The 23,120-nt window shown below is 69.7% G+C and carries 20 protein-coding genes; 13 read left to right on the top strand and 7 right to left on the bottom strand.

Annotated features, from left to right (window positions below; genetic code table 11):
• Window positions 1-30: 30 nt before the first annotated feature.
• The gene (locus GUY59_RS15000; RefSeq protein WP_161714548.1) at window positions 31-2,175 is read right to left on the bottom strand and encodes an NACHT domain-containing protein; all 2,145 of its coding nucleotides are present in this window, start codon (window positions 2,173-2,175) and stop codon (window positions 31-33) included.
• Between the two features lie 167 nt (window positions 2,176-2,342).
• Between GUY59_RS15000 and GUY59_RS14995 the strand changes: the two genes are divergently transcribed.
• The 9 genes from GUY59_RS14995 (at window position 2,343) to GUY59_RS14955 (ending at window position 13,977) form a co-directional block, all read left to right on the top strand.
• The gene (locus GUY59_RS14995) at window positions 2,343-3,941 is read left to right on the top strand and encodes a sulfatase family protein (RefSeq protein WP_138203636.1); all 1,599 of its coding nucleotides are present in this window, start codon (window positions 2,343-2,345) and stop codon (window positions 3,939-3,941) included.
• 96 nt (window positions 3,942-4,037) lie between these two features.
• On the top strand, window positions 4,038-4,559 hold the full coding sequence (locus tag GUY59_RS14990) for a DUF305 domain-containing protein (protein WP_138203638.1): 522 nt from the start codon (window positions 4,038-4,040) through the stop codon (window positions 4,557-4,559).
• An 87-nt stretch (window positions 4,560-4,646) separates the two neighbouring features.
• Entirely contained in the window at window positions 4,647-5,345 is a 699-nt protein-coding gene (locus GUY59_RS14985) for a FadR/GntR family transcriptional regulator (protein WP_138203640.1), read from the top strand.
• 41 nt (window positions 5,346-5,386) lie between these two features.
• On the top strand, window positions 5,387-6,637 hold the full coding sequence (locus GUY59_RS14980; protein WP_138203642.1) for an ABC transporter substrate-binding protein: 1,251 nt from the start codon (window positions 5,387-5,389) through the stop codon (window positions 6,635-6,637).
• 29 nt (window positions 6,638-6,666) lie between these two features.
• Window positions 6,667-7,500, top strand: coding sequence for a carbohydrate ABC transporter permease (locus GUY59_RS14975; RefSeq protein WP_138203643.1), 834 nt, complete (start codon window positions 6,667-6,669; stop codon window positions 7,498-7,500).
• The gene (locus GUY59_RS14970; protein ID WP_138203645.1) at window positions 7,497-8,306 is read left to right on the top strand and encodes a carbohydrate ABC transporter permease; all 810 of its coding nucleotides are present in this window, start codon (window positions 7,497-7,499) and stop codon (window positions 8,304-8,306) included. Before GUY59_RS14975 ends, GUY59_RS14970 begins: the two co-directional genes overlap by 4 nt.
• Window positions 8,306-11,302, top strand: a complete 2,997-nt coding sequence (locus tag GUY59_RS14965; protein ID WP_138203647.1) for a glycoside hydrolase family 38 C-terminal domain-containing protein — start codon at window positions 8,306-8,308, stop codon at window positions 11,300-11,302. The genes GUY59_RS14970 and GUY59_RS14965 overlap by 1 nt, the downstream gene beginning before the upstream one ends.
• Window positions 11,299-12,531, top strand: coding sequence for an enolase C-terminal domain-like protein (locus GUY59_RS14960; protein WP_138203649.1), 1,233 nt, complete (start codon window positions 11,299-11,301; stop codon window positions 12,529-12,531). The genes GUY59_RS14965 and GUY59_RS14960 overlap by 4 nt, the downstream gene beginning before the upstream one ends.
• A gap of 9 nt (window positions 12,532-12,540) precedes the next feature.
• A complete protein-coding gene (locus GUY59_RS14955) occupies window positions 12,541-13,977 on the top strand; it encodes a S10 family peptidase (RefSeq protein WP_138203651.1) in 1,437 nt (478 codons plus the stop codon).
• On the opposite strand, the gene GUY59_RS14950 is transcribed toward GUY59_RS14955, so the two are convergent.
• The 6 genes from GUY59_RS14950 to GUY59_RS14930 form a co-directional block, all read right to left on the bottom strand.
• Window positions 13,936-14,769, bottom strand: a complete 834-nt coding sequence (locus GUY59_RS14950) for a hypothetical protein (RefSeq protein WP_138203653.1) — start codon at window positions 14,767-14,769, stop codon at window positions 13,936-13,938. The genes GUY59_RS14955 and GUY59_RS14950 overlap by 42 nt on opposite strands.
• A gap of 80 nt (window positions 14,770-14,849) precedes the next feature.
• Entirely contained in the window at window positions 14,850-15,269 is a 420-nt protein-coding gene (locus GUY59_RS14945) for a peptidase inhibitor family I36 protein (protein WP_132331763.1), read from the bottom strand.
• 231 nt (window positions 15,270-15,500) lie between these two features.
• Window positions 15,501-16,271: an SDR family NAD(P)-dependent oxidoreductase gene (locus GUY59_RS14940; RefSeq protein WP_138203655.1), complete on the bottom strand. Its 771-nt coding sequence runs from the start codon at window positions 16,269-16,271 to the stop codon at window positions 15,501-15,503.
• Window positions 16,268-16,582 (bottom strand): DUF4432 family protein, encoded by a 315-nt coding sequence (locus GUY59_RS50710; RefSeq protein ID WP_330849167.1) that lies wholly within the window; start codon window positions 16,580-16,582, stop codon window positions 16,268-16,270. Before GUY59_RS50710 ends, GUY59_RS14940 begins: the two co-directional genes overlap by 4 nt.
• Before the next feature lie 2 nt (window positions 16,583-16,584).
• Entirely contained in the window at window positions 16,585-17,055 is a 471-nt protein-coding gene (locus GUY59_RS48650; RefSeq protein ID WP_330849166.1) for a DUF4432 family protein, read from the bottom strand.
• Window positions 17,052-18,218: a DUF4185 domain-containing protein gene (locus GUY59_RS14930; protein ID WP_138208448.1), complete on the bottom strand. Its 1,167-nt coding sequence runs from the start codon at window positions 18,216-18,218 to the stop codon at window positions 17,052-17,054. The genes GUY59_RS48650 and GUY59_RS14930 overlap by 4 nt, the downstream gene beginning before the upstream one ends.
• A 178-nt stretch (window positions 18,219-18,396) precedes the next feature.
• Here GUY59_RS14930 and GUY59_RS14925 point away from each other — a divergent pair, with 178 nt between their 5' ends.
• From GUY59_RS14925 to GUY59_RS14910, 4 genes are all read left to right on the top strand, one after another.
• A complete protein-coding gene (locus GUY59_RS14925; RefSeq protein WP_201760894.1) occupies window positions 18,397-19,332 on the top strand; it encodes a phage baseplate protein in 936 nt (311 codons plus the stop codon).
• 53 nt (window positions 19,333-19,385) lie between these two features.
• Window positions 19,386-20,996, top strand: coding sequence for an ABC-F family ATP-binding cassette domain-containing protein (locus GUY59_RS14920; protein ID WP_138208447.1), 1,611 nt, complete (start codon window positions 19,386-19,388; stop codon window positions 20,994-20,996).
• A 64-nt stretch (window positions 20,997-21,060) separates the two neighbouring features.
• Window positions 21,061-21,861 carry a hypothetical protein gene (locus GUY59_RS14915; RefSeq protein WP_138208446.1) on the top strand — a complete coding sequence of 267 codons (801 nt, stop codon included), beginning with the start codon at window positions 21,061-21,063 and terminating at the stop codon, window positions 21,859-21,861.
• A gap of 144 nt (window positions 21,862-22,005) precedes the next feature.
• On the top strand, window positions 22,006-23,120 hold a 1,115-nt coding region (locus GUY59_RS14910), incomplete at its 3' end, for an RNA polymerase sigma factor (RefSeq protein WP_138208445.1).

The following is a 23,120-nucleotide window of genomic DNA, read 5'->3' as shown; positions in this document are numbered from 1 at the left end:
AGGCGGCGCCGACAGTTCCGGCAGGGCCGGTCAGGGCGCTTTCGCCGCGGTGAGATGGTCGTGCAGTTCGGCGTGGCGAAACTGGTAAAAGGGGCCCACGGTCCGCAGGACGCCCAGGTGGTGCAGCTCGTGCAGGAAACGCATCAAGCGGAACGGCAGCCGGCCCGATGGCGCGAGGTGCATCAGGGCGATGGTGGACATCAGCCACATATGCTGGCGTTTGTTCACCATGCCTAACGCGATGCCGAAGACGACGCCCATCCCCGCGTGTACGTGGGGCGAGGTGGAAGGCGGCACGAGGGACGCCTCGTTCATGAAGGCGGCGGCGAAGCCGACGGTTGCTCCGAGGAACAGGGCGCCCATCACCTGCACACCGACGAGGCTGCGGTTGACCCGCCACGTGGACTGCGGGGTGACGGCGGCGGTGAACGGCGGGAGCCGGTTCTCGTCCGGCCGGGCGGGTGTCTTCTCCTGCTGCCGCAGCATCCGCACGGTCACATAGCCGAGGCCGAGCGCCGCGAACAGGGCGGCCAGGCCCTGCTTCCAGCCGTACGCGACGAAGGAGTAGGCCACGAACGGCAGGCCGAGGCCGGCCGGCATGATGATGGTCATCTGTCCCACGTCGGACAGCAGGCCGCGGGTGAAGTCCCGCAGCCGTTGCCGCACGCGCAGCGGTGCGAAGTCGGGGGTGCGGGCCGCCTGCGTCGCGGACAGGCCGTAGCAGAGGCCGAAGGCGGCGCCGAAGGCCGGCCCATAGGTCAGCGTGGCGGTCAGCGCGGTGGGGAGCGCGAACACGAGACTGCTCAAACCGCCGATCCAGGTACGGGCGAGCGCGCGCTGTGTCCGGGAGGCGGGCAGTGCCTGGTCGGTCAGCCGCCACCAGGCCAGGTCAGGACCGTCGGCTTCGGCCTGCAGGCGGGCCAGCCGCCGCGTCCATCCGGTGATCCTGGCCGCGTCCCAGGTCGTGGGGCTGATCGTGGTGTGTGCGGTCAGCAGCGCGTCGAGGAGGTTGTCGAGCAGGTGGGCGCGCAGGGCGGCCACGTCGCCTGCGTACTCGGTGACCAGCGGAGCCGGGTCGGCGTCCGGCCGGTCGATGTAGACGGCCCGGACCATCCACAGGCCCAGGGCGGTGGAGGTGATCTCGGCCAGAGCCGGCGCGGTGCCCTCCTTGAGTGCGCGCAGGACCGTGGTCCACGCCGAGGACGCGGAGAGCGCGGGCAGATGGGCACTCAGGTAGTCCGCCGCGACGACGGGGTCGAGCGCCTTGGGCGCGATGACGGCGGCGGCCTTGAGCGGGCGACGCGCGGCGGCGACCGCGTCGCCGTACTCGGTGGTGCGCGAGGTGATGATCAGCTGATCGCGTTCCATGAGCGTGTCGGACAGTTTCGCGATCACCTTGGCGCGTGCGGGCTCGGGCAGTTCGTCGAGCCCGTCGAGCACGGCCAGGATCGAGCCACGGGCCGCCAGGACGTCGGCGCCGTCCTGCCTGTTGCCCGGTGTGCGCAAGGCGGCGTAGTCGGTGCGCACCCGCTCGGCCACCCAGTCCTGGAACCGGGGGCGGGCCTCGGTGTCCCAGTCGGCGACGGGCAGGAGCACCGGGACCGGCTCGTCGTCGGTACGCGTGCGGATCAGTTCCAGCATGAGCTGGATGGCCAGGGTGGTCTTGCCCGTGCCCCGGCCACCGGTGATGACCAGGCGGCGCCGGCGCAGCGATCGGAAGGCCGCGGCGAGCGCCTTGATGTCGTCCGATCGGCCCGCCACCGCCTGCTCGCGGTCGGCGATCAGGTGTGGATGATCCATGAGCTTCGAGCGGCGGGTCATGTGCCAGGAGACGGGAATGGGCGGATCGCCCAGCGAACGCGTCACCACCTCGTCGCTCCACCGCTCCTGCACGAGCTCGGCGAGGACCTTCATCGTGTCGGCGACGCTGCCGGGGGAGGGGGCGAGCACGCGCCCGAACCGCTCGACGACCAGCGCTGACAGCACCGCCACCGCGATGGTGCCGGCGATCCAGGGGCCGCTCCACACGCCGTCGTTGTAGACCTGGTTGGCGGCCACCGACACCATGACCGGCAGGAGCACCGATGACAGCCATAGCAGCCGGATCCGCCAGTTCCACCCGCCCACCATGGAGGCCATCGTAGTGATCGTGACCCGGCGGCGGAGAGCTTCCATCGTCATGCCTCCCCGCGTTCAGTGCTCCGCTGCGAACGTAGGCGGCGACGGGTTGAGGATCTGTTGAGGATCTGCAAGGACGGGCGACAAAGCTATTGATCAGCCGATAAGTCAGTCGTTAGCGTTCGTCGCAACATTGATGTCCCATACTGGTAAAAGAGGCAGTCATGTCCGTGACCGCTAACCTCCGGAGAGCCCTGGCGGTGGCGCTGGCCATCGTCCTCGGGACGACCATGGCGTCGTCCCAGGCGGGCGCCGGCGCGGTGGCCGAGCCCCGGCAACCGAACATCATCTTCTTCCTGGTCGACGACATGTCGGCCGACCTGCTGCCGTACATGGACACCGTGAGCGGCCTGGCGAGGAACGGCACGATGTTCACCGGCTACCACGTGTCCAACTCGCTCTGCTGCCCTTCGCGGGCCTCCATGTTCACCGGCCAGTTCCCGCACAACACCGGCGTGGAGACGAACAAGGGCTCCGACCGCGGCGGTTACGCGGCGTTCGAGCCGCACGAGAGCCGCACGTACGCCGTCTCGCTCGACCGGGCCGGCTACCGGACCGGTTACCTCGGCAAGTACATCAACGAGTATCCGGTGGGCCCCGGCTACAAGGTGCCGGCCGGCTGGGACGAGTGGCACGTCGCGGGAGGCGGCGGCTACAACGAGTTCAAATACCAGCTCACCGGCTACATCAAGGAGGAGTCGGCGGACGACAGACCGCTCGACCCCTCCGGCGGCAAGTACCTGGTGGACGTGCTCGGGCGGCGGGCGACCGAGTTCATCGAGCGTTCGCGTGAGCACGCGCCCGGCGAGCCGTTCTTCCTCCAGGTCTCGCCGTTCTCTCCGCACGCCAGGGTCGGCGTCAAGCCGGGCGAGAAGGAGCCGCGCTTCCCGCCGGCGCGGCGCGACCGGCCGAAGACCCAGTGGCCGGCAGGGGAGTTCCCGAACGGCGACTGCGGCGGCACCGACTGCGCCACCATCGACGTGTCCGAACTTCCCGCCTTCGACGAGGACACCGCCGACAAGCCGGCGTGGGTACGCCGCGACAAGCTCCCCCCGAAACTCGTCAAGGAACTGCGCAAGGACTTCCGCGACCGGATCCGCATGGTGCAGTCGGTCGACGACATGGTGGAGCGGGTCCTGTCCACGCTGACGGAGGAGGAGAAGCGCACCACGTACGTCGTCTTCACCAGCGACAACGGCTTCCACCTCGGTCAGCATCGCCTGGTGCGCGGCAAGTCCACCGCCTACGACCACGACGTACGGGTGCCGCTGCTGGTCAGACGGCCGGCGGCGGGACGGCACGGCGATCTCGTGACCGGCGCGCTCACCCAGAACGTCGACCTGTTCGCGACCTTCCTCGACCTGGCGGGCGCCGACCCGTCGGTGCGCGACAGCCGTGACGGCCGCAGCCTGCTGCCGCTCATCCAGGGCCGCAAGGTCAAGGACTGGCGCGACGCGGCGCTGATCGAGCACGTCAAGCCGGACCTGCAGGCGTCGGGCGCGCCGGACCCCGACGCCGACAGCCTCCAGGCGGGCAACTCCCAGCCGCCGAGCTACGCCGCCGTACGCACCGAGGGCGATCTGTACGTCGAGTACGAGGGCGAGGCGAAGCCCGAGTACTACGACACGGTCGCCGACCCGCACCAGTTGACCAACGACCCCGACCACGCCAGGACCGGGGACCTCGCCAAGGTCCTCGACACCCTGCGCACCTGCGGAAAGCCCGGCGCCCTTGACTGCTGGACGGCCGCCCGCCTCAGGTGACGACGAGTTCCGCCTCATCCGGAGGTCCGTACAGGCCTCCCTTGCGCACCGGCCCCTAATCCTTTAGGAAGGTTTCCTAAGGGATTGGAGCGGCCGGTGAGGCAGGTCTTGGCGGCCCTGGTCCTCCTGCTGGCGGTCGCCTGCGGGCAGGAGGACCCGGACGTCCCGGTCAACGCCGAGGACGTGATGTTCGTCCAGATGATGCTGTCGCACCACCGGCAGGGCATCGAGATCGCCAAGGTGGGTACGTCCCGCGCCACCACCCCTCAGCTCAGGACGCTGACCGCGGCCATCGAGAGCACGCAGCAGGACGAGGTCGAGATGATGCTGCGCTGGCTGCACTCCTGGGACCAGCCGCTGACCGCCGCCGCGGGCGCGCACGACCACCACGGCGGCATGCCGGAGACCGGCGTCGAGCAGATCCGGGCGCTCAGGCGGTCGGCCGACTTCGAGCGCGACCTGCTCGACCTGCTCATCGAGCACCAGGGCGACGCCGTGCGGATGGCGGCCGCGGAGGTGTCGGGCGGGGCGGCCCCGGCCGTCAAGAAGTGGGCCGCCCAGGTGCGCGCGTCGCGCACGGCGCAGATCGACATGATGCGGGACCTGCTCAGCGGCTGAGCGCCGGACCCCTCACCAGGCATTTTTCGCCGGAAATGTGCCCGGCGTCGTAGACGCCGATGGTAATAAGTGATTAGATCACTTGATATGTCCGAGGTAACGCGGCCCACGCTTTCCGACGCTCTCACCGAGCGCATGCTGGAGCTCATCCGCAAGGGCGGGCACCGGCCAGGCGACAGGCTGCCCTCGACCAGGGAGCTCTCCCAGCGTTTCGCCGTCACCACCCCGACGTTGCGCGAGGCGCTACGCAGACTGGAGGCCACCGGCGCCATCGAGCTGCGGCACGGCTCCGGCATCTACGTGGGCGCCGCCATCGAGCGGCTGGTCCTGCCCAACCCCAACATGCGCGAGGTGCACGCCGCCCAGCTCGTCGAGCTGCTGGGGGCGCGCATCGTCATCGAGCCGCCGCTGGCCGCGATGGCCGCGCAGCGCGCGGAGGGCGACGAGCTCGCCGTGCTCAAGGGGGTGCTCGACACGGCGGGCAAGCACCTGCGCGGCGAGGACGCCGAGCTGCACGAGGCGAACATGTCCTTCCACCGGGCCACCGCGCGGATGGCGGGCAACAGCGTGCTCCACGAGGTCGTCGACTCGCTGCTCCTCGTCCACGGGCCGGAGCAGCGGGAGATCCTGCAGATCTTCGACGACCGGCGTCGCGACTACGAGGAGCACCTGGCGATCCTGGAGGCCATCGAGGCACGCGCCCCGGCCGAGGCCGAGGATCGCATGCGGGCCCATCTGGTCGAGGTCAGGACGGTCATAGAGCACAGGTTGCACCCCCCGGGTTGAACCCCCCGGTTGAACCCCCGATGGAAACAAGGAGGCCGGCCATGTTCCGGTCACGTGTGGTCACGCTCGGCGTGGCGGCGCTCGTCCTGGCCGCCTGTGGTGGCAACGGCGCCGACGCGCCGCAGGAGAAGAAGACCGAGCTGACGCTGTACAACGACAAGGGCGCGTGGACGAAGTATTTCGAGGAGATGGGCGCTGCGTCCAAGCAGAGCATCGGCCTGAGCATCAAGCCGACGGGATACACCGACTCGGCCCAGTACCAGGCGTTCATCAAGGCGTCGTTCCGCACCGACGTCAAACCTGACCTGTTCACCTGGCAGACCGGGGGAATGCTGGAGCAGATCGTCAAGCAGAAGCAGGTGGCCGACACCTCGGCCATCTGGCAGGAGGCGATCAAGGCGGGCGACCTGTCGAAGGACCTCCTGCCCTACTACACGATCGGCGGCAAGCAGTACTGCGTGCCGATGAACGTCGCCTACTGGGGCATGTTCTACAACAAAAGAATCTTCGACAAGTACGACCTGAAGCCCCCGGAGACCTGGGACGACCTCGTCAAGACCGCCGACACGCTGAAGCAGAACGGCGTCAAGGCCTTCTACCACACCAGCGTGCTGTTCTCGTTCGTCTGGTTCGAGCAGCTCCTGGCCGGCACCGACCCCGACCTGTACGACCGCCTGTCCACCGGCAAGGCGAAGTACACCGACCCGGGCGTGGTGCGGGTCATGGAGAAGTGGAAGCAACTGATCGACGCCGGCTACTTCATCAACCCGGGCGACAAGACCGACCCCGCCGACGTGCTGAAGAACGGCAAGGCCGCGATGGTGTCGTCCGGCAGCTGGTTCAACACCAGCATGACGCAGCGCAACCTGAAGGCCGGCGAGGACTACGACTTCTTCGTCATCCCCAACCTCAACCCGGCGCTGCCCAAGACCTCGATGATCTTCGAGAGCGGGCCGCTGTGCTCGCTGACGAAGGTGGCCGACCCCGAGGCCGGCACGAAGTACCTCAAGTGGTGGACGACCGCGGAGGCCCAGGAGAAGTGGGCGACGAGCCGGGGTGACGTGAGCGCCAACCCGAAGGTGGAGATCGACGACAAGGCGCTCGGCGCCGTCACCAAGGACGCGGGCAGCGGAAAATACCGCCTGGTCAACCGCTACTTCGAGGCCACGCCGCCGCCCGTGCTGACGGCCGCGCTCGACGGGTTCAGCAAGTTCGTCACCCAGCCCGGCTCGTACAAGGAGGTGCTGGAGACCATCCAGCAGGCCGCCGACGAGTACTGGAGCACGCAGTAGTGAGCGCGGCCAGGAGCACGCGTGGTCCCATGCTCGGCCGCTTCAGGCACGGTTACGTCGCGCCGGCCGCTCTCCTGGTCGCGGGGCTGCTCTACGCGCCGTTCCTGTGGACGGCCTACCTGAGCCTGACCCGCTACGACGGCCTTGAGCCGCCGACGTGGATCGGGCTGCGCAACTTCACCGAGCTGTTCGACGACCCGGCGCTGCTCACCTCGACCCGCAACACGCTCATCTGGGTGGTCGGCACGATGGTGCTGCCGGTCGGGCTCGGGCTGCTGGTGGCGGTCCTGTCGTACGACCTGAAGGGCGGCGCGTGGTACCGCCTGCCGTTCATGTTGCCGTACGCGCTGAGCGGCGCGGGGCTCGCGATGGTGTGGAGCCCGATCCTGTCGCACGGCGGGATCGCCAACCTGATGCTCGGCGTGGACACCGCGTTCCTGCAGGACGCGCCCGCCAACACCGTCGCCATGCTGCTGGTCTGGACGTGGCAGCAGCTCGGCGTCAACACGCTGCTGTTCGTGGTGGGCCTGCAGTCGATCCCCAAGGAGCCCATCGAGGCCGCCCGGCTCGACGGCGCCTCCGGGTGGCGGTTGTTCCGGCACGTCATCTGGCCGCTGATGAGGCCGCTGACGGCCGTCGTGGTGGGGCTCGCGCTGGTGGCCGGGCTGAAGACGTTCGACATCGTGTGGGTGCTGACGCAGGGCGGGCCCGGCCGCAACTCGGAGACCCTCGCGGTGACGATGTACAAGGAGACGTTCGTGGCCAGCGACTACGGCTACGGTTCCGCGGTGGCCGTCATGCTGACGGTGGTCACGGGGCTGGCGTCGTACCTCTATCTCAAGAGGCAGGTGACCGCCACATGATCAGGCGTGCCGTGCTCGTCCTGCTCGGGCTGGTCTGGCTCGGGCCGACGTACCTGCTGCTGGTCAACGCCGCGCGCCCGGCCGGGTCGTACGATCCGGGCAGCGCGTGGGTGCCGTCCGGCGACTTCGCGCTGTTCGAGAACTTCGGACGGGCGCTGGAAAGCGCCGACCTGACCCAGAGCCTGGCCAGCACCGCGCTCTACAGTGCCGTCTCGCCGCTGCTCGGCGTGCTCGTGGGCGCGCTGGCCGGCTACACGATCGTGGTGCTGCGGCTGAAGCACGGGTTCTGGTGGTTCCTGCTGATCTTCGGCGGCACGATCTTCCCCTCGCAGATGTTGCTCGTGCCGCTTTTCGTCGGCTACAGCGACGCCGGCCTGTACGACTCCAGGCTCGGCATGATCCTCATCTACACGGCGATCAACGTGCCGCTGGCCGCGTTCGTGCTGCGCAACTTCTACTCCGGCGTGGCGTTCTCGATCTTCGAGGCCGCCCGGATGGACGGCGCGTCCACGTGGCGGATCTTCTGGCGCATCTACCTGCCGATCTCGGCCAGCGCGCTGACCGCCGTGTTCATCCTCGAGTTCACCTTCATCTGGAACGACCTCATCTTCGGCCTGACGCTGACGCAGACCGAGGAGGTGCGGCCCGTGATGACCGCCATCGCCGGCCTCATGACCGACGTGTACGCCGGAACCCCGGTGCCCGTCGGCCTGGCGGCGGGCCTCGTGGTCTCGCTGCCGACGGTCGTGTTGTTCCTCGCCACCCAGCGCCTCTTCGCCAGGGGCCTGTCTCTAGGGAGTGTTTGATGACGAGCCGGTTGCTCCAGCAGAGTCTGGGCAGTCCCGACTACGACGGGATCAGGCAGGCGCTGCGCGACGACACCTCGACACCGGTGATCAGCGTGCGCGGGCTGGAGGTGCGGATCTCGGTGTTGCCGCTGTTCACCCACGACGGCCGCCAGGCGGTCAGGGTGTCCAGCACCCGGCCGCTGACCCACACCCTGGCGGACGCGGAGAACGAGCTCGACAGCGCGTCGGGCGGCGACGTGACGCTGCTGGTGCCGGAGGTGGACGCGCCCCGCGAGCTGACGCTGGAGTGCCGCGACGACGCGGGCGTGGTCGGCTCGGCCCAGGTCACGGTGACGCCGCAGCGCAAGTGGAGCGTGTTCGTCGTGCACCACTCCCACCTCGACATCGGCTACACCGACCCGCAGGGCACGGTGCTCCGCCACCACCTCGACTACCTGGACGCGGCGCTTCGCCTGGCCGAGGAGACCTCGTCCTGGCCGGACGACGCCAAGTTCCGGTGGAGCGTCGAGTCGTCGATGCCGGCGCTGAAGTGGCTTGACGCGCGGCCGCCGGAACTGGTCGAGCAGTTCGCCGCGCGGGCCCGCGAGGGCGTCATTGAGGTGACGGCGCTGCCGTTCCAGCTGCACACCGAGGCCTGCTCGACCGAGGAACTGCACCGGCAGCTCCGCTTCACCTCCCAGCTCAAGGACCGGTACGGCTTCGCCACCACGTCCGCGATGCACACCGACGTGCCGGGCGCGGTCGTCGGCCTGGTCGACGCGCTCAGCGCGCACGGCGTGCGCTACCTGGCGGCGGCCCACAACTGGGCCGGGCGTTCGGTGCCCTACCTGCACGGCGGTGACAAGCTGACCAGGCCGTTCCGATGGCGGGCGCCGAGCGGCAACGAGGTCGTCGTGTGGTTCACGGACACGCCGCACGGCATGGCGTACATGGAGGGCAACACGGTCGGGCTGACCGACTCCTTCGAGTTGGCCGACGACCTGCTGCCGCGCTACCTGTCGGCGCTGGCCACGCGCGGTTACCCGTACGGGCCGGGCACCTTCGGCTGGCAGGGGCCCGAGGCGCCCAAGGAGCCGTACGAGCTGGACGTGCTGCACCTGCGGGTGCAGGGCGCGCACGCCGACAACGCGGGCCCGTCGATCGTGCCGGCGTCGATCGCCCGCAGGTGGAACGAGCAGTGGGCCTACCCGCGCCTGCGCTCGGCCGCCAACAAGGACTTCTTCGAGCACGTCGAGGAGCGTTACCTCGACCGGCTGGCCGTGCACGAGGGCGACTGGACCGACTGGTGGGCCGACGGGCTCGGCTCGGGCGCGCGCCCGCTCGGCTACGTGCGCAGGGCGCAGTCGGCGCTGCGGGCGGCCGAGACGCTGCACACGCTGGCCGGCGAGGACGCCACCGAGGAGATCGACGCCGCCTACGACAAGGTCGCGCTGTTCAACGAGCACACCTGGGGCGCGGCCAACCCGTGGGAGGACGCCGAGGAGGCGGGCGACTCGGGCGGCCTGCAGTGGACACGCAAGTCGTCGGGCGCCTACCAGGCCCAGGACGACGCGTCCGACCTGCTGCACGCGGCGACCCGCAGGTTCGCCGCCGCGCTGACGAGGGCCGGCGGCGAGGAGGGCACGGGCGGGGCACTGGCCGCGTTCGCCGTCTTCAACCCCGGCACGCGGGCGCGCACCGACGTCGTACGCGCGTTCCTGCCCAGGGACGTGGTGGGCGTGGACGTGCCGATCGCGCTGGTGGACGCCCGGACCGGGCGCACGCTCCCGCACCACGAGGAGCTGGTCGACCCGGTGGACTGGCCGACCAGGCCGATCGGACGGCACGTGCACGCGGTCGTCGAGGACATCCCGGGCTACGGCTACGCGCGCCTCGACGTCGTGCCCGGCCAGACCCAGGCCCCCGAGCCGGTCGAGCTGGGCCCGGACGGGGTCATCGAGAACGAGTTCTACCGGGTCGCGTACGACGTGCGCGAGGGCTACGTCAGATCGATCTTCGACAAGAGGGCGGGCCGCGAGCTGGTCAACGGCGAGGCCGCGGCGGGCTTCGGCCAGTACGTCTACGACCAGTACGCCACCGCCCCGCATTTCAACCACATGTCCGGACACGTGGGGGCGCATGACCGCACCCTGCTCGGCGATCGCGCCATCGGCAGGAACGCCGTCATCACCAAGGTCCAGCGCACCGCCGTGGGCGAGAAGCTCGTCGTGGAGCTGCAGGCCAAGGGCGTCGACTGGCTGCGCACCACGATCGAGGTGCACAACGGCGTGCCCAGGGTCGACCTGACCTACCAGCTCGCCAAGCAGGGCACCTCCTCCAAGGAGGCGGTGTTCCTGGCCTTCCCGTTCGCCGCGGGCCAGGCCACGGCCTGGGAGCTGACCGGCGGCGTGGGCGGCCCCGACGTGCCGCGGGTGCCGGGTTCGGCCGAATACATGCTGCCGATCCGGCACTGGATAGCGTTCGAGGACTCGGAGCTGACCATCGCCTGGGCCACGCTCGAAGCGCCGCTGGTGCAGCTCGGCACCATCCACATGCCGTACGCGCCGTTCCCGCCGACCCTCGACCAGGAGGACGGCACGGTCTACTCGTGGGCGCTCAACAACATCTGGGACACGAACTTCCCCGCCCAGCAGCAGGGCGAGACGACGTTCCGCTACGCGGTCACCAGCGAGGCCGGAACAGGGGACAGACGGCTCGGGGCGGCGGTGGCCTCGGGACTCACCGAGCCGTTCGTCGGCGCGCTCATCGGCGACGGCCCGGCCGCCGGCCGGACGTACGTCTCCGTCGACCACCCCGACGTGCTCGTCACGTCGCTCGGCCGGTCGGGTGACGAGCGCGTGGTGCGGCTGCAGTCGCTGGCCGCCGAGCCGGTGGAGGCCACTGTCACGCTGCCGGGCCTGAGCTCGGCCCGCGGGCTGGACGTGGTCGACGAATCGGTCAAGGTACGGCTGCCCGCGTGCGGGGTGGCCGTCGTCAGGGGGACGTGCGCGTGAAGATCGTTGACATCAGGGCCACGACGGTCGCGGTCCCGCTGGAGGCGCCGCTGCGGCACAGCAACGGCGCGCACTGGGGGCGGTTCGTCCGCACGATCGTCGAGGTGGAGGCCGACAACGGGCTGATCGGCCTGGGGGAGATGGGCGGCGGCGGCGAGAGCGCGGAGGCGGCCTTCCGCGCGCTCATGCCGTACCTCGAAGATCATGATCCTTTCCAGCTTGAGGCGCTGCGTTTCAAGATCGCCAACCCGACGGCCTCGCTCTACAACAACCGCACCCAGCTGCTGGCCGCCATCGAGTTCGCCTGCGTCGACCTCATCGGGCAGCACCTCGGCGTGCCCGCCAGCGACCTGCTGGGCGGGCGCGTGCGCGACGCCGTCCCGTTCGCCTCCTACCTGTTCTTCCGGTACGCCGCCGAAGGCCACGCCGAGATCCGCACGCCCGGCCAGCTCGTCGAGCACACCGCGCAGCTCAAGGCGGCGCACGGGTTCACCGTGCACAAGCTCAAGGGCGGCGTGTTCCCGCCGGACCACGAGCTGGAGTGTTACCGGGCGCTGGCCGAGGCGTTCCCCGGCGACCGGCTCAGGTACGACCCGAACGCCGTGTTGTCGGTGGCGGAGGGCCTGCGTTTCGGCCGGGCCATCGAAGGGCTGAACAACGACTACCTGGAGGACCCGGTCTGGGGGCTGGAAGGGCTCAGAGCCGTGCGCGAGCAGGTCAGGGTGCCGCTCGCGACCAACACGGTCGTGGTCAACTTCGAGCAGCTCGCCTCCAACGTGCTGCGCAGGGCCGCCGACGTGGTGCTGCTCGACACGACCTTCTGGGGCGGCATCCGGCCGTGCGTGAAGGCGGCCGGCGTCTGCGAGACGTTCCAGGTCGGCGTGGCCGTGCACTCGTCGGGCGAGCTCGGCATCCAGCTCGCGACCATGTTGCACCTCGGCGCCGTGCTGCCGAACCTCACCTACTCCGCCGACGCGCACTACCACCAGCTGCGCGACGACGTGATCGAGGGCGGCAAGATGGCGTACTCGGAGGGCGCCATCGCCGTGCCGGACGGCCCGGGGCTGGGCGTGCGGCTCGACAGGGACCGGGTGGCGCAGTACGCCGAGCTCTACCGCGAGATGGGCGGCTACCCGTACGACCGCGACCCCGGCCGGCCCGGCTGGTACGCGACCGTGCCGAACGCACGGTTCGCCGACCCCTCCGTGTCTGTCGAGGTAACGCCATAATGGTGCCTTATGTCTGAACCCTCGCGGCCCGCTCCGCCCGCCGACAACCTGGTCACCACCTGCCACGCCCTGCCGTCAGGGGAGCGCTACACCGCCACCGCCGGCACGATGGTGCTGCGCGAGGAGGTCTTCACCGACGGCGCCTTCGACGGCCTGCGCCCGAAGGCCGAGATGTTCGTCACCGCGTACACGCTCGACGGCGCCGACCCGCTGAGCCGGCCGGTGACGTTCGCCTTCAACGGCGGGCCCGGCTCGTCGAGCGTGTGGCTGCACCTCGGCGTGCTCGGGCCGCGCCGGGTCGTCATGGGGGACGCGGGAGCGCTCCTGCCTCCCCCGTACGGCCTGGCCGACAACGAGGAGAGCTTGCTGACGGTGAGCGACCTGGTCTTCATCGACCCGGTCTCCACCGGCTACTCGCGGGCGGCCGAGGGGGAGAAGCCGGAGCCGTACCACGGGTTCACCGGAGACCTGGAGTCGGTCGGCGAGCTCATCAGGTTGTGGACCACGAGGAACGACCGGTGGATGTCGCCGAAGTTCCTCGCGGGCGAGTCGTACGGCACGGTCAGGGCTGCCGGGCTGGCCGAGCACCTGCAGTCGCGCTACGGCATGTACATCAACGGCGTGATGCTGATCTCCTCGGTGCTCGACTTCATCACCGGCGAGTTCAACCAGGGCAACGACCTGGCCCACGTCCTCTACCTGCCGACGTACGCGGCCATCGCCCACTACCACGGCCTGCACGGCGACCGGCCGCTGGCCGACGTGCTGCGCGAGGCCGAGGAGTTCGCCGAGCGCGACTACCCTTGGGCGCTGGCCCGCGGCAGCCGGCTCGCCCCTGACGAGCGCGCCTCGGCTGTGGCCAGGATCGCCGCGCTGACGGGACTCACCGAGGACTACGTCGACCGGGTGGACCTGCGGATCGAGCACATCCGGTTCTTCACCGAACTGCTGCGCCCGCGCCGCCAGGTCGTCGGCCGCCTCGACGGGCGCTTCACCGGCTGGGACCCCGACGCGGGGCGGGAACACTTCTTCGCCGACCCCAGCATGAACGCGATCATGGGGCCGTACAGCGCCGCGCTCAACCACTACCTGCGGGCGGAACTCGGCTACGCCAACGACCTGCCGTACGAGGTGCTGACCTCGCGCGTGCGGCCGTGGTCGTACAAGGAGTTCGAGGGCGCGCACGTCGCCGTCACCGACAAGCTGGCCGCCGCCATGCGCGCCAACCCGCACCTTCGGGTGCACGTGGCCTGCGGCTACCACGACGGCGCGACCCCCTACTACGCCGCCGAGCACGCCGTCGCCCACCTGCCGGTGCCCGCGGAACTGGCCGCCAACGTCGAGTTCAAGTACTACGAGGCCGGCCACATGATGTACGTCCACGAGCCCAGCAGGCTGCGCCAGTCAGCCGACCTCGCCGCTTTCGTGCTGGGCGAGCAGGCCTGAAGCCCGTTTCAGCCGCTGCTTGAGGTTGGAGCGGAGGGCGGCGAACCGCTGGGGATTGTCGGCGATCACGGCCTGCTGGAGCTCGGCGTCGGCTCCGTACCAGGCCAGGACGAGCCCCGACGACCACTTGCACCTGGTGTCGGCGGTCGCCGTCCGCTTCTCCTCCTCGGTGACCGCCGGCTCGTCCAGGTTCCAGCGACCGTCGGCGATGGCCGCCTCGGGCGACGGGTAGGAGTGGCCGGCCTGGCGCATGCACGACTGCCAGCGTCTGACCGCCTCCTTCACCATGGGATCCTTGGCGGCCTGCTCCAGCGTGAGCGAGTCCTGCAGCGAGAACCACGGCCAGTCCGCCTTGCGCGCCCCCTTGTCCAGGGCCTGCGTCGCCCGGTCGAGGCAGCCGCGGTCGGCGGCCGTGCCGTACAGGCGGTGGCGGACCGGCTTGGGCAGCTTGGCGGCCCACGCGCCGGTCGTGTCGGGAGAGGGCGGCCTGGCCAGGTGGTAGCCGTACTGCTTGGCCGCCTCGATGTCCGTGACACCGTAACGGCGGGAGTTGCCGGGATCGACCGCGGCGATCTCGGCGGCGTCCTCGGCGGGTGGGGTGACGGTGCTGCCCCGCTCGCGCATGCACTGGACGACGAGATGGTTGTGGGCATTGCCCAGAACGGCCCGCTGCTCGGGAGTGGTCTTGTAGGCGTCGAACGGCAGCACCAGCTGCGTCATCGCGGTGCTGTCCTGGTCGGGCGACGCGGGCGCGGCTGGCTCGTCGGCGGCGCAGGCCGCGGCTGACGCCACCAGCAGCAGCGCGCTCGCGAGGAGTCCCCGGCGACCGGTTTCCGGCGGCCAAGCCCGGAAACCGGCACTCCCGTCAATTCTCAGCGGCACCAGATGTCGATCGCGCTGGTGCGATTGTTGCCGATGGCGTTGTTCGACAGGTAGCCGTCGTTCGAGTTGTGCGTGAACGTGCTGTGCGCGCCGGTGTAGCCGGGGTGCTGCCAGAGGGTGGCGCTGCAGCCGACCCGGTTCCTGACCGAGCTGGTCTCGTTGTCCATGCTGTGCCAGGTGTTGCTGAAGTCCCAGTTCAGCCAGTTGTTGTCGGCAAGGTTGGAGTCGTCCTTGACGAAGTCACGCCAGTGGTCGATCTGGCCACGGTTGTAGTCGAAGCCCGCGTACAGGCAGACACGACCGCCGTAGCAGGTCGAGCGGGGGCTCGCCACCGCGGCAGCCGCGGGGGCGACCACGGTGAACATCGCGGCCACGGCGACGATGCCGGCGGCCTTCCTGGATAGCCTCACAGGTCTCTCCTCGATCGGTGAGTCGTTTTCGACCTCGGTAACTTAGCGTGCCGAATCGAACACGAGTCGTTGTGACTCGCCGATCCACAAGGGCTGCGCGCCCGTGCAAGGTCGCGTGCCCTGGCTCGCCGACTCACTCGTATCAGGCCTGTGACATGGGCTTTCGTCGCGTTGACGGAACTGTTGCCGGCTCTGGTGCGCCGGTGGAGGAACCCGTGGCCTCCCCTCTACCTACTCGGGCAGCGCCGCCGGGTTCTGGGCGAGCAGCCCGCCGTCCACGCGGTGCTCGGCCCCGGTGATGAACGACGCGCGCGGGCCCGCGAGGAACGCCACCAGCTCGGCCACCTCCTCGGGCCTGCCCACGCGGCCCAGCGGGTGAGACGTCCCCCACTGCGCGACCTGTTCCTCCTGCGACAGCTTGCCGCGCCACAGGTCGGCCGCCCAGCGCAACATCGGCGTGTCCACCGAGCCGGGGCAGACCACGTTCACCCTGATCCCGTCGGCCGCGTGGTCGAGCGCCATGGCCCTGGTCAGGCCGTTCAGCGCGGCCTTGCTCGCGGTGTAGGCGGCCACCTGGGCCTGCGAGGAGAACGCCTGGACCGACGACATGACCACGATCGAGCCGCCGCCGCGGGCCCGCAGCCTCGGGACGGCGGCTTTGCACGTGAGATAGACGCCTTTGAGGTTGATGTCGAGCACCTCGTCCCAGACCTCTTCAGGGGTGTCCTCGACCGTGCCGTAACGCTGCACGCCCGCGCACGTCACCACGATGTCGAGCCCGCCGAACCTGGCCACGGCCAGGTCCACGAGATCGCGCATGGCGCCGGCGCTGCGCACGTCGGCGATCCTGCCGACGACGTGCTCGCTGTCGAGCTCGGCGTCCTTGTCGGCGCCGCAGAAGACCACGGACGCGCCGCCGTCGGCCAGCCGGTCGACCACCGCCCGCCCGATGCCCATCGAGCCGCCCGTGACCAGCGCGACCTTCCCGCCGAACTCGCTCATGCCAGCACCTCCGCGCGCAACCGCAGTTCTTTCGTCTCGTGAGGATCAAGGGTGAGGGCCGTGCCGTTGGCCACGGCGGCGGCCAGGCCGTCGGTGGGCATGCTGGAGAAGGGCTCAAGGCCGACCGTGTAGGCCCGCCCCCACCAGGGGTGATCGGTGGACGCCCCGAGCTCCTGCCACATCCACAGGTACGGCAGGACCGTGGCGTCCCATTCCACCCGCATACCGATGTCCCCAGAAATCTCGTACCAACCCTCGTGGAAGCCGGTCAGGTACACGATGTCGCTGGGCGTACCCCGTTCCGGCACCACGCTCAGGTCCGTCTCGCCGCCGCCGTGCCCGAGCGTAGCCGGAAGACCTTCTCCACCAGGTACGGCAGCCGCCGCGTGCGGACGCGCAGGCGTACGGCGACCTCGGTCTCGGAGTCGGCCACGACCTCGCACTCCCACGGGAGCCCCGAGACCTCGCCGTGCTGCGCCAGCCGCGCGCCCCGGTATTCGCTCGGAGCGCCGCCGTTGGGGAAGACCTCCTGCCAGCCGCCCTCGTAGTGGTCGACGAACTGGGCGACGTCGTCGGCCGCGCCCTGGAGGTGGTCGCGCGGGTTGCGAAGCCCCTGCGGGGAGAGCCAGACGAGGTCGGTGTCGGTGGCTTTGTGCAGGAACTCCACCACGTCGCCGCCCTTGTCGGGCACGACGGTCACGCGCAGCCGTTCGTTCTCCAGCACGACCGCCCGCAGCCCGTCGATCGTGATGTGCCGCAGGCGGGCCGCCCAGTTACGTCTCACTCGAAGGTCACATCCAGGAACCGGGGCCGGTAGATCGTCACGTCACGGTAGTGGTCGGTGTTCACGAAGCTGTTGACGTTGTACGAGATCACGAGCCCGTTGCCCTTGACGTCGGGATGGGCGTGGGCGTTGTAGGTGAAGACGTCGCCCTTGGTCTCGGGGGTCGTGTAGACGTGCTGCTTGCCGGTGAACGGGCCGGACGGGGAGCAGGAGGAGTAGGCGACGATGGTGGGGCTGAGCTCCTCGGTGGTGTCATGAGTGATCAGGACATATCCGGATCCGACCTTGCTGACGCTGTACTCATTCGCCACCCCGCTCATCACCCGCGCCGAGTCGGCCTCGTCGGGCGACCAGGTGCCGTCGGCCTTGAGATACTCCCAGCGGCCCAGCAGGCTCTGCCCCTTGACCCTGGCGACGTGCATGTACTTCGGCGACCCGAGGTCCTCGACGCCGTAGACGTAGGTGTACCCGCCGTCCTTGAGCGTCGCCGAGGCCCACGAGACGCCGTGTCCCGAGGGCAGGTCGTGCACGCTGATCGGCTCGTCGAGCCGCCCGGGGGCGAACCTGGCCACCACGTTGCGGTGCCAGCGCCAGTCCCACGCGCCCTCGCCGAACCGCTCGTACTCCTGGTAGGTGACCTCCACGATCCCGCCGGCCAGCGTCGCGTCACCGGCCCAGAACCAGTGCTCCTCGTCGCGCGGCGGCATCACGGCGGTCGGCTTCTCCGGGGTGCCGTCGTGGATCGTGGACAGCCTGCCGTCGCGCTCGACGGCGAACGTGTTGTTGAGGAAGACGGTCGTGCCGCCCTCCTCGACCACGGGCGGCCGCGAGCCGTCCGGGTTGACCTGGCCGAGGAAGGTGTCGGAGAAGATCCACAGGTCCTTCCCGCCGGGCAGCTTGAGCGAGTAGGTGCCGTCGGCGCCCGTCCAGTCGTCGAGACGGCTGTTGTCGTTGCCGTAGGCGGTGAACAACCTGGTCAGGCGGGCGTTCGTGGAGGCGCCGGCGACGGTCGGCGCGCACTCGGAGGCGGCGGTGGCCTGCCGCTCCTGTGGCGTCGCCGAGTGCGCCGGCCGGGGAGGCGCGGCCCAGACCGGCTGCGGCACGGCCGTCAGGCCGGTCAACGCGATGGCGAGGGGTGCGAGGGCGGAGCGGAATCGCGTCATCACTGGTCCTTGGGGGAGGAGGCTCCCTACAGTTCTAGTCATTAGATCACTTACTGTCTAGAGTCTCCGCATTCCATCCGAAATCTGAGGCTGCCACCACTACAGTGACGCCCGCGTGCTGATCACAGCAGAACGGATGGTGATGATGTCCTCGCACATGCCGGTCACCCGTCGGGGTTTGCTCAGAATCGGGGCGGGCGCCGCCGTCACGGCCGTGGCGGGCGCGACAACCGCCTCAGCCGCCGCGGCCGCCTGGGCCGGGGGCCGCTTCCAGCTGACCGCCCCCTCCAGCCTGCTCATCTGGAAGAAGGCGCTGCGCGACGAGACCGTGCTGCAGTCGTTCTCCTTCGACAACGACAACGGTCACATCTACACCGTCCAGGTGAAGAACGGCGGCGGGTCCAACGCTGCGGGTGACCTGTGCCTCACCAAGCTGAGCCTGAGCGGCTCGGTTCTCGGCCACATGTACCTCATGGGCTTCGGCCACGGCGTGCAGATCGGGGTCGAGCCGTCGGGGAGTTCGGCGTACCTGTGGACCGAGACCGACGCCGTGAGCGACGGCGACTCCGCCAGGGGAAGCAGGCTGGCCCGCTTCAAGTTCGTCAACGGGCAGACGCTGACGAGGTCGTCGTCGGCGCTCACCAAGTTCAGCCCGATCTCAGGAGCGGTGAACACCACCTGCGCGACGGACCCCTCGACCGGCCGGCTGGTCATGCGCTACCACGACGGCAGCTCTTTCCGCTTCGCTGTGTTCTCGCTGGCCGCGCTCAAGTCGGGCTCGGCCGACCCGATCCACGACGTGCCGCAGATGTCGGGTCTGGGCACCTTCCAGGGGTACGCCCCCTACGGCGACTACGTGTACATCCTGACCGGCAACGCCTACAGTGACGACAACCCGCCGCCCGGCAACTCGTTCATCACGTGCCTCGACCTTCGCACGGGAGACCGCGTCCAGCGGGCGCGCACCGAGGCGGGCAGGTCGCTCGACTTCCGTGAGCCGGAGGGCATGGCCATCCAGCTCACCTCCGGCGGTCCCCGCCTGTGCCTGGGACTCGCCTCGGGCGTACCGAAGGCGCGCAGGGCCAGCATCTTCTACAAGACCGAGCTGATCTGAGCGGCCGGAAAAGGTGATGCTCCGTCACGAACGGGCCGGGTAGCCTGCGCAGCATGGGCCACGTCGAAGTAGGACATCTGACATACGTGCTGCCCGACGGGCGGCCCCTGCTCAACGACGTGTCCTTCCGGATCGGCGAAGGCGTGAAGGCGGCGCTGGTCGGGCCCAACGGGGCGGGCAAGACCACGCTCATGCGGCTGATCGCCGGCGACCTTCAGCCGGTCGAGGGCAGCGTGGCGGGCTCGGGCGGGCTGGGCGTGATGCGTCAGTTCATCGGCAGCGTGCGCGACGGCAGCGACGTGCGTGCCCTGCTGCTGGGTGTCGCACCGCCCGCCGTGCGGCAGGCGGCCGAGCGGCTCGACGAGGCCGAGCTGGCGATGATGGAGCGCGACGACGAGAAGACGCAGATGCGTTACGCGCAGGCCATCAGCGACTACACCGACGCCGGCGGCTACGAGATCGAGGTGCTCTGGGACACCTGTACGGTCGCCGCGCTCGGCATTCCGTATGAACAGGTGAAATATCGCGACGTGGCCACCCTGTCGGGCGGCGAGCAGAAGCGCCTGGTCCTGGAGGCGCTGCTGCGCGGCCCCGACCAGACCCTGCTGCTCGACGAGCCCGACAACTACCTCGACGTGCCCGGCAAGGAGTGGCTGGAGCAGCAGCTCAGGGAGACGCCGAAGACGGTGCTGCTGGTCAGCCACGACCGCCAGCTGCTGGCCAACGCGGCCGACCGCATCATCACCGTGGAGTCCGGCGGCATCTGGATCCACGGCGGCGGGTTCGCCACCTACGCCGAGGCGCGCAGGGCGCGCAACGAGCGGCTCGACGAGCTGCGCAGGCGCTGGGACGAAGAGCACGCCAAGCTCAGGGCCCTGGTCAACATGCTGAAGAACAAAGCCCGCTACAACGACGGCATGGCCCCCGCCTACCACGCCGCCCAGACGCGGCTGCGCAAGTTCGAGGAGGCGGGGCCGCCGGAGGTGGCGCCTGCCGAGCAGAACATCACGATGCGGCTGCGCGGCGGCCGCACGGGCAAGCGCGCGGTCATCTGCGAAGGTCTGGAGCTCAGCGGGCTGATGAGCCCGTTCGACCTGGAGGTCTGGTACGGCGAGCGCGTCGCGGTGCTCGGCTCCAACGGCTCGGGCAAGTCCCACTTCCTGCGCCTGCTGGCGGGCGAGCAGGTCCGCCACGAGGGCGTGGCCCGACTGGGCGCCCGCGTCGTGCCGGGGCACTTCGCCCAGACGCACGCCCGTCCCGAGCTGCTCGGCCGCACGCCTGTCGAGATCGTCATGACCGAGCACGCCCGGCTGAAGAACGAGGCGATGAAGACGCTGGCCCGTTACGAGCTGGCGGGCAGGGCTGCCGAGCAGCGCTTCGAGTCGTTGTCGGGCGGGCAGCAGGCACGCCTGCAGGTCCTGCTGCTGGAGTTGTCGGGCGCCACGCTGCTGCTGCTCGACGAGCCGACCGACAACCTCGACCTGGCCAGCGCCGAGGCGCTGCAGGCGGGGCTGGACGCGTTCGACGGCACGGTGCTGGCGGTCACCCACGACCGCTGGTTCGCCACCGACTTCGACCGTTTCCTGGTCTTCGGCTCCGACGGCACGGTCTACGAGTCGCCCGAGCCGGTCTGGGACGAAGCCAGGGTCGTACGTCCGCGTTAAAGACTTGGTACGGCAGGCGCGTGTCTCCTGCCATCCGTGCCCATGCACGGGTTATCACGGCAAAGTGATCCCGCGTAGCCGAACCGTCAGCCTCCTCGCACTCGGGGCGATCTGCCTCACCGGGTGCGCGAGTGAGGAACAACCCGTCCAAGAGCTCAAGCCGCTCGCGCTCAAGGAGCAGGTCTCCAATATCGTCAAGTCCGCCGACGGGTACGCCGTCAACTGGGCCGGCGTGCTCAGCAACGCCAACCCGTGGCACTTCGGCGAGCACGTGGTGGCCACGATCGTCGGACAGGACACCAAGGGCGCCGAGGTGGTCAGGATGGACCAGCCGCTCGACGCCGTGCCGCCGGGCGGGTCGCTGGCCTTCACCGGCCAGGCCACCGCCACCCAGAAGCCGGCCAAGGTGACGATCCAATACCGTCCGGCGCAGTGGCGGCTGGCGGGGCGGATCCCGTCGGCGTTCCGTGAGTTTCCTATCACCCGGACCCAGACTCTGCGCCAGAAAGACGGCTCATACCTTATTACCGGATATGTGGATAATCCCTATCGTACGGCGGCGAGCAGTCTTGTCGTCAATGCTCTCCTGCGCGACAAAACGGGCAAACTCCTGGCCGGTGGCAGCACGTTCGTGGACGACGTGAAGGCGGGCCGCCCCCCGCGCTTCATCCTCACCGTGTCGGGGGTGCCCCCGCGCGCCAAGGTGGCCAAGACCGAGATTACCGCGCGGACCTGGGGATCGACCGGCCGCCCTTACGAGGATCTGGCGCTCGGGGGCGCTCTGCCGGTGCACACGGTCAAGCCGACGACCGAGCCGTTCGCGGTGGACCGGAGCACCGAGATCGTCAGCAAGTATAAGCAATGATTTTCTACCTCAAAGCTCGATAAATCTAGTCGCAGGGGGCTATCGCGAATATTCATGAGGAACCGGAACATGCCGCCCGACAAGCCATGCCACCGGCGCGGAAATGGTGGAACTACTAGTTACCGATCCATTACCTTCGGTCACATGGATGACCGCGTTCTGGTGGAAGCCCTTCGTGCCCGCGACACCGACGCCGTGGCCGCTCTCTACGACGCACACGCGGAGAGCATCTACCGCTACTGCTGGTCCCTCCTCATGAGTGCCGACAGTGCGCAGGTGGCGCTCCGGGACACGCTGATCGCGGCCGAGGCGCACGCCGACGCGCTGGCCGAGCCGGAGCGGCTGCGCACCTGGCTGTACGCGCTGGCCCGCGCCGAATGCCTCCGGCGCAGGGCCTGCGCGCCGCCCGGCCCCGCGCAGGCGCTCGCCGAGGCACCGCCGCTGGACGACCCGGCCGATGCCGACCTGCGGGTCATGGCGTGGAACGCAGTCCACGGCCTGCCCGTGACCGACCGCGAGGCGCTGGAGCTGGCCTACCGGCACGAGCTGCCCACCACCGAGCTCGCCCAGGTCCTCGCGCTCCCGCCGCGCCAGGTGGAGCAGGTCATGGAGGAGGCCCGTGAACGACTCGGCGGCGCGATCACGGCCGAGATCCTCGCCAGGAAGGGCCCGTACGACTGCCCCACGCGCGCCCGCATCCTCGCCGGCTTCTCCGGCGAGCTGACCCAGGACATGCGCGAGCACCTGGTCAGGCACCTGTCGCGCTGCGAGACCTGCGCGCCCCACCGCGACCGCGAGGTGTCGGCGCCCAAGGTCTATGCGCTGCTGCCGGCCGTGGCGCTGCCGCAGCCGCTGCGGGTCAGGGTTCTGAGCTGCTTCGGCGACCCGGAGTTGCTGCCCTACCGGCGCTATGTCGCCAGGCGGACCAGCGGCCTTGGAGCCGCCGGGTTTCCCGTTCCCGCGGACAAGGGCGCTGGAAGGTGGCCTCAGGCGCTGGCGGGTGCGCTGGCGGCGGTCGCGGCCGTGGTGGCGATAGCGGTGATCTTCCAGCAGATCGGCAGGGACAACGGCGGCCTGTCGGGCGTCGCGACGGCGGCCTTCCCCCCGACGGGCGAGCCGCCCGGCATCAGACTGCCCTGGCAGGGCGAGCCGAAGAACCTTCCCGTCACCGTGGTGCCCATCGTCGACGCCACGACCATGCGCCCCCTCGGCGTCACGGAGTCACCCGGGTTCCCGCCGCCCCTGGTCATCCCCTCACC

It is taken from the genome of Nonomuraea sp. K271 (genome assembly GCF_009908215.1).
Lineage (GTDB): Bacteria > Actinomycetota > Actinomycetes > Streptosporangiales > Streptosporangiaceae > Nonomuraea > Nonomuraea longispora.
The sequence above is the reverse complement of the archived record's forward strand: the minus strand, read 5'-3'. Positions and strand labels throughout refer to the sequence as shown.